This window comes from Cellulomonas algicola (genome assembly GCF_003851725.1).
Classification (GTDB): Bacteria; Actinomycetota; Actinomycetes; order Actinomycetales; family Cellulomonadaceae; genus Cellulomonas; species Cellulomonas algicola.
The window spans coordinates 1-6,406 of record NZ_BHYL01000211.1 but is presented as its reverse complement, the minus strand read 5'-3'; the positions used below and the strand labels follow the sequence as shown (position 1 = coordinate 6,406).

The window sequence follows — 6,406 nt, the reverse complement described above, 5'->3', positions numbered from 1 at the left end:
GCGCGCGGGCGGCCTCCCGCGCGGGGCCCCGCGCTCCGGCGCTTCGCGCCTCCGCGCACCCCACCCTTCCGGCCGCGCACCTCATGGCTAAGGCGGCGACGAGTCAACCCCGCAACCGCCCTCGCTACCCTTGCTTTCATCGCCTGCTCGCACTCCGGCGCGAGCTCCGCGGGCGCCGCCTACGGCTACATGTGACGAACCGGAACAGGGCGCACGAAGACAGTCGGCCCTACTCCACGAAGATCTGCCCAACGCTGTACGGCGACCACGAACTCGTGACTGTCGGGCGTGTAGGCCGAACTGGCCACACGGGCTTGACGGGTCGAACTGACCGGACCGGGCGGACCGGACGCACCCCTCGGACCGGCTTGACCGGACCAAAGCCGTTCGCCTCGCCGCTGAAAGCGACGGCGCCGCCCGAGGTGTCGCGGATCCAGCCGCTCATGAACCATCCGCGCACCCGGCCTTGGTCCACGATCATCTCGTTGTGGATCCAGCCCATGTGCCGACCGTGGAGGTCGAGGATTCGATCGGAGTCCAGCCAGGCGACTACCTGACCGTTGCGCCCATACAGTGCGTCCATCTGCGTACCTTTCACATAGCCAATCGCGTAACAGGCCAGCGTACGGAACTACGCCACGGCGGCGCGGGTGAACCGCGGCGCTCAATACCGCACCGGCTGGCGAGCATCCGGCCGGCTCCACTCCGCGTCAAGGGCGCCTTCGGCGTCGCTCCGCGATGGCCGTTGGCCACCCCTGACCCAGAGCTCCGCCAGCCTCCCGAGCTCCGCTACCGGCGCGGTGCCTCAGAGTGTCCACACTCACGACGCGGGCTGGTACTTGCCCGATAGGCCTCCACTTTGAGGACCAAACGAGGGCAGCAGACAGGAACCCGATGTAGAGCCATGGGAAACGTCCGACCAGGTCAGGACCAAGATCGTTCAACCGAACCAACCCCCTACAAACGGACCACTCGTAACCCACCGCTACCGCCAGTCGAAGGGCCCCACCCGCACGACGATGCGGACGTGGGGCCCTTCGTCGTTCCTACCCACTGGCTGGAGCGCGCTCCACGACCCCAGGCGCGCCACGTCGATGCCGTCCGAGAACTGCTGCACGAGCTCCCACGCGTGGTCGAGGTCGTGCACGAACGGCGCGCGGAACTCGGTCCAGTCGTCCATCACCGGCAGCATGGCGGAGTCGGTACGTCCGGTCGCCTCGGCGAGCAGGCAGACCGTCTCGGCGTCCCGGAAGAGGTGGACGACCGCGACCCCCTCGTGGAACCCCAGCGTCAGCACCGGAAAGTCGTCGACGGCTCGGACCTCGAGGTAGCCGTTGCCCCGCAGGCGCAGCTCGCCGACGCGACGGGCGAGATCGGCGACGTCGGTCGTCCGCTCGAGCGCATCGAACCGGCCCGTCGTGGGCGAGGTGGCCGCCCAGGTCACGTTCATCGGGCTCCTTCACGCGTCGAGGCCTGCGGCGTCGGTGGTGGGTGAAGAGGCTTCCAGCCAGCGAGTCGCAGGTCGAGGGTGTGCCCCGTGCGCGGGAGCGCGATGATCGTCCGCCCGACGCTCAGGCGGACTCGCGGACGACCAGGGTGATGGCCTCGGAGCGGGGTGCGCGGGGTGGCGCGCCGCCGGCGAGGCGTTGGAGGACCGCGGCGGTGAGGTAGTCCATGACCGCGTCGGCGTCCTGGCGGACGGTCGTCAGGGGTGGGTGGGCGAAGGGTGCCAACGGGGTGTCGTCGACGCCGATGATCGCGAGGTCGGCGGGGGAGCTAAGCCCCAATGCGCGCATGCCCGCGAGCAGGGCGAACGCCTGGTCGTCGTTGTAGGCGCACACGGCGGTCACGGCGGGTGACTCGGCCCGCCACGCGGCGACGACCTCCGCCGCACCGGCGACGTCCATCGGCACGACGCGTGCCGACGGCTCCGCGAGCCCGAGCTCGAAGGCGGCGGTGCGGACGCCGTCGAGCCGCAGGTCGCGGAAGACGGTGACGCGGGGGTCGTCGGGCAGGCCGTAGCCGATGTGCCGGTGGCCGGTCGCGGCGAGGTGCTGGAGCTGCGTGGCGCCGATGAGGGTGTGCGACAGCGTGAGCACGCCCTGGGCGGAGCGGCGCGGGCGGACGAGCGCGCTGACGACCGGAATGCCGGCGTCCTCCATGGCGCGCTGCTCGGCGTCGTCGAGCCCGTCGAGGCTGACGACGGCGGCGGGTGCGACGGTCCGCCACAGCCCGGACAGGGCCGAGCCGTCGGTGGTCCGACGCACGAACAACGACAGGCCCTGCGCCTGGAGGCGCTCCGTCAGACCCTCGACGAGCGTCACGACGGCGGGGCCGATCGGCCAGTCGGGGAGCAGGAACAGGACGACGTCCGATCGGCCCGTCCGGAGTGCCCGCGCGGCCCCGTGGGGCGCGTAGCCCAGGCGTGCGACGGCGTCCTGGACGCGCTGACGGGTGGCTGCGGGGATCGTCTGGCCTGGGGTGTTGTTCAGGACGTAGCTCACGGTGGCCTGCGAGACCCCGGCTTCCCGGGCGACATCGGTCGCCGTGACCCTCCGACGTGCAGTTCCGTCCGGGGAAGACGCGCGTCTTGACGGGGCCATGCGGGCAACTTTAACGTATCAGCGGCACTGATACGTAAAAGTGGGCCGATCACCGGCCCGCCACCCACAGTCCCCCTCCACCTCCGGAGTCCCCCATGGCCACGAACCCCTACGGCACCACGCCGCCGACGCCGGCGGCCGCGGTCGCCTACGACGTGCTCGAGCCTCGCGAGCGTCACTGGTTCAGCGAGCCGACCCGCAAGGTCGGACCGCGCTTCACGATCGCGCTCTTCGTCGCGCAGCTCGTCTTCTTCGTCGCACTCCTCGGCCCCGCCATCGTCGGCATCGCGGTCAAGGTCGACTCGATCGTCCCGGAGGCGCAGCGCACCTCCGCCGTCGCGCTCGTCGCCGGGTTCGGCGCCGCGGCGGCGTTCATCGCCAACGTGCTGTTCGGCCGGTTCTCCGACCGCACGACGTCCCGCTGGGGTCGGCGGCGGCCCTGGCTCGTCGGCGGCACCGTCGTCATGACGCTCGCCTTCGTGATCATGGCGCTCGGCACGAACGTCGCCATGGTCACGCTCGGCTGGTTCCTCGCGCAGATCGGCGCGAACGCCACGCTCGCGCCGTTCGTCGCGACGCTCGCCGACCAGGTGCCGAAGGTGCAGCGCGGCAAGATCGCCGCCGCGCTCGGCATGGCGCAGAACATCGGCATCTACGGCGGGACGCTCGTCGCGCAGTTCTTCCAGGACGACCTGCTCGTCATGTTCGTCGGGCCCGCGATCCTCGCGGTCGTCGCGATGGCCGTCTACGCGTGGGTCCTGCCCGACCAGGTGCTGCCCGGCAAGCCCGAGCGCATGGCGCTGCGCGAGTGGGTCACGACGTTCTGGGTCGACCCGCGCCGTCACCCGGACTTCGCGCTCGCGTGGTGGTCCCGGTTCCTCATCGTGCTCGCGACGTTCATGTTCACGACGTTCCGGCTGTTCTACATGCAGGACCGGATCGGCCTGGAGTCCGGCGAGGCGGTCGCGGCGGTGTCGACCGGCGTGCTCATCTACACGGTCGTGCTCGTCGCGGTGTCGCCCGTCGCCGGCTGGATCTCCGACCGCACGGGTCGCCGCAAGGTCTTCGTCGCCGGGTCCACGCTGATCTTCGCGATCGGCACGCTCATGCTCACGCAGGCCGGCACCGTCGGGCAGTTCTACGCCGTCGAGGCGATCCTCGGCCTGGCGTACGGCATCTACGTCGGCGTCGACCTCGCGCTCGTCGTCGACGTGCTGCCCAACCCCGACGACTCCGGCAAGGACCTCGGCGTCTTCAACATGGCCAACGCGATCCCGCAGACGCTCGCGCCCGCGCTCGGCGGTGTGCTGCTCGCGGTCAACAGCGCCGTGAACCAGAACTACGACCTGCTGCTGTGGGTCGCCGGCATCGCGAGCGTCATCGGGGCGCTGGTCATCATCCCGATCAAGAAGGTCCGCTGAGCGGCACGCCCGCGCCAGCCGCCCGCCCAGCACCGTCCAGGAAAGGACCGACATGACCGTCACCGACACCACCCGCGCCACCGACGAGGGCGCGATCCGCGCCCGCGTCGAGGAGCTCCTCGCCGACATGACGATCGAGGAGAAGGCCGGCCAGCTCACGCAGTACTTCGCGTTCGACCTCCCCGAGGGTGAGGCCACCGTCAGCGACCTGCCGCAGGTGCCCGGCGAGGTCGACGACGCGCTCGCGCGCGGCGGCGCCGGCTCGCTGCTGTTCGTCAACGACGCCGCCCGCACCAACCGCCTGCAGCGGCTGGCCGTCGAGGGTTCGCGCCACGGCATCCCGGCGCTGTTCGGGTACGACGTCATCCACGGGCTGCGCACGATCCTGCCCGTCCCGATCGCGCTCGCGGCGTCGTGGGACCCCGACACGATCGAGCGGGGTCAGGCGGTCGCGGCCCGTGAGGCGCGTGCGGTCGGCATCCACTGGACGTTCGCGCCGATGGTCGACATCGCGCGCGACCCGCGCTGGGGACGCATCGTCGAGGGTGCGGGCGAGGACCCGTACCTCGGCTCGGCCGTCGCGGCGGCGCAGGTGCGCGGGTTCCAGGGCGACTGCCTCGGCACGCCCGACCGCGTCGTCGCCGGTCCGAAGCACTTCGCCGGGTACGGCGCCGCGATCGGCGGACGCGACTACGACGAGGTCGACCTGTCCGACCAGCAGCTCCGCAACGTGTACCTGCCGCCGTTCAAGGCCGCGGTCGACGCGGGGGCGGGCAACCTCATGACGGCGTACATGCCGCTCAACGGCGTCCCCGCGACGGCGAACGAGTGGTTGCTCAAGGACGTGCTGCGCGACGAGTGGGGCTTCGACGGCTTCCTCGTGAGCGACGCGAACGCGGTGCGCAACCTCACGACGCACGGCTTCGCCGCCGACCTCCCCGACGCCGCGGCGCGCGCCGTCGAGGCCGGCCTGGACCTCGAGATGGCCATCTCCGACCCGGCGTACGCGCACCTCCCGCAGGCCGTCGCGGACGGTCGCGTGAGCATCGAGGCCGTCGACGCGTGCGTCCGTCGGATCCTCGAGGTCAAGCTGCGGCTCGGGCTGTTCGACGACCCGTTCGTCGACGAGGACCGCGCCCGCGAGGTGCTCGCCGACCCCGCGCACCGCCAGGTCGCCCGCGAGGCCGCGCAGCGCTCGGCCGTCCTGCTGCGCAACGAGGGCCACCTGCTGCCGCTCCGTGCGGAGACGCTCACGTCCGTCGCTGTCATCGGCCCGCTCGCCGACTCGAAGCGCGACACGCTCGGCCCCTGGGTCTTCGACTACGACCTCGACGAGTCCGTGACGATCCTCGACGGCCTGCGTGCGCGCCTCGGCGACACCGCCGACGTCCGCTACGCGCCCGGTGTGCGCCCCGCGCAGCGCACGTTCCCGTCGATGTTCGAGATGTTCCCCGGCAACGCGACGCCCGACCCGGAGAACTTCGACGACGAGGCCGAGCTCGCCCGCGCCGTCGAGGTGGCGCGCACCAGCGACGTCGCCGTCGTCGTGGTCGGCGAGTGGCAGGGGATGATCGGCGAGGCCGCGTCGCGGTCGTCGCTCGAGCTGCCCGGACGCCAGCTCGAGCTGCTCCAGGCCGTCGTCGCGACGGGCACGCCCGTCGTGCTGCTCGTCATGAACGGCCGCCCGCTCGACCTGCGGTGGGCCGCGCAGCACGTGCCCTCGATCCTCGACGTCTGGTACCCCGGCACGCAGGGCGGCACGGCCGTCGCGGACCTGCTGCTCGGCGACGTCGCCCCCGGCGGCAAGCTGCCGTTCTCGTGGCCGCGGACCGTCGGGCAGGTGCCGATGATCTACTCGCACACCACGTCGTTCGAGCCGCAGAACCAGGGCCGTCGCTACTGGGACGAGGAGAGCACGCCGCTGTTCCCGTTCGGGTTCGGGCTCGGCTACGGCGAGTTCACGTACTCCGACCTGAACCTCGACGCGACGACGATCTCGGGCGACGGGCGCCTCACGGCCTCGGTCACCGTGACCAACACGGGCGCGCTCGACGGCGACGAGGTCGTCCAGCTCTACCTGCACCAGCGCCACGGCCGCGCCGCGCGACCCGTGCGTGAGCTCAAGGGCTTCCGCCGCGTGCACCTGGCCGCCGGGAAGTCGCAGACGGTCACGTTCGAGGTCGGCCCCGACGAGCTGCGGTACTGGAGCGCCGCCGCGCGCGACTGGGTCGTCGACGCCTCGACGTTCGACCTGGGCATCGGCGGCGACAGCACCGTCCCGCTGACGGCGTCGTTCACCACGACCGCTTGACGCGCGCCGCCGCACCCCCGCGCACCGTCGACCCGGTGCGCGGGGGTGCGGCGCGCTCGCCCGGCGTGAGC

Annotated in this window: 5 protein-coding genes; 2 read left to right on the top strand and 3 right to left on the bottom strand. The window is 71.8% G+C overall.

The window, feature by feature from the left end:
* Nucleotides 1-229: 229 nt before the first annotated feature.
* From CTKZ_RS13560 to CTKZ_RS13550, 3 genes are all read right to left on the bottom strand, one after another.
* Nucleotides 230-607: a 4-fold beta flower protein gene (locus CTKZ_RS13560; protein WP_443090077.1), complete on the bottom strand. Its 378-nt coding sequence runs from the start codon at nt 605-607 to the stop codon at nt 230-232.
* Between the two features lie 378 nt (nt 608-985).
* On the bottom strand, nt 986-1,450 hold the full coding sequence (locus tag CTKZ_RS13555; protein WP_200829748.1) for a hypothetical protein: 465 nt from the start codon (nt 1,448-1,450) through the stop codon (nt 986-988).
* 121 nt (nt 1,451-1,571) lie between these two features.
* On the bottom strand, nt 1,572-2,603 hold the full coding sequence (locus CTKZ_RS13550; protein ID WP_124343447.1) for a LacI family DNA-binding transcriptional regulator: 1,032 nt from the start codon (nt 2,601-2,603) through the stop codon (nt 1,572-1,574).
* Nucleotides 2,604-2,698: 95 nt separating this feature from the next.
* On the opposite strand from CTKZ_RS13550, the gene CTKZ_RS13545 reads away from it, so the two are divergent.
* Complete coding sequence (locus CTKZ_RS13545; RefSeq protein ID WP_124343446.1) at nt 2,699-4,024, top strand: MFS transporter; 1,326 nt, start codon at nt 2,699-2,701, stop codon at nt 4,022-4,024.
* A 52-nt stretch (nt 4,025-4,076) separates the two neighbouring features.
* On the top strand, nt 4,077-6,335 hold the full coding sequence (gene bglX / locus CTKZ_RS13540; RefSeq protein ID WP_124343445.1) for a beta-glucosidase BglX: 2,259 nt from the start codon (nt 4,077-4,079) through the stop codon (nt 6,333-6,335).
* Nucleotides 6,336-6,406 lie beyond the last annotated feature (71 nt).

Bases quoted from the DNA above. Each gene is read 5' to 3' on its own strand.
- CTKZ_RS13555 (WP_200829748.1), bottom strand. From the start codon at position 1,450: ATGAACGTGACCTGGGCGGCCACCTCGCCCACGACGGGCCGGTTCGAT.
- CTKZ_RS13550 (WP_124343447.1), bottom strand. From the start codon at position 2,603: ATGGCCCCGTCAAGACGCGCGTCTTCCCCGGACGGAACTGCACGTCGG.
- CTKZ_RS13545 (WP_124343446.1), top strand. From the start codon at position 2,699: ATGGCCACGAACCCCTACGGCACCACGCCGCCGACGCCGGCGGCCGCG.
- bglX (WP_124343445.1), top strand. From the start codon at position 4,077: ATGACCGTCACCGACACCACCCGCGCCACCGACGAGGGCGCGATCCGC.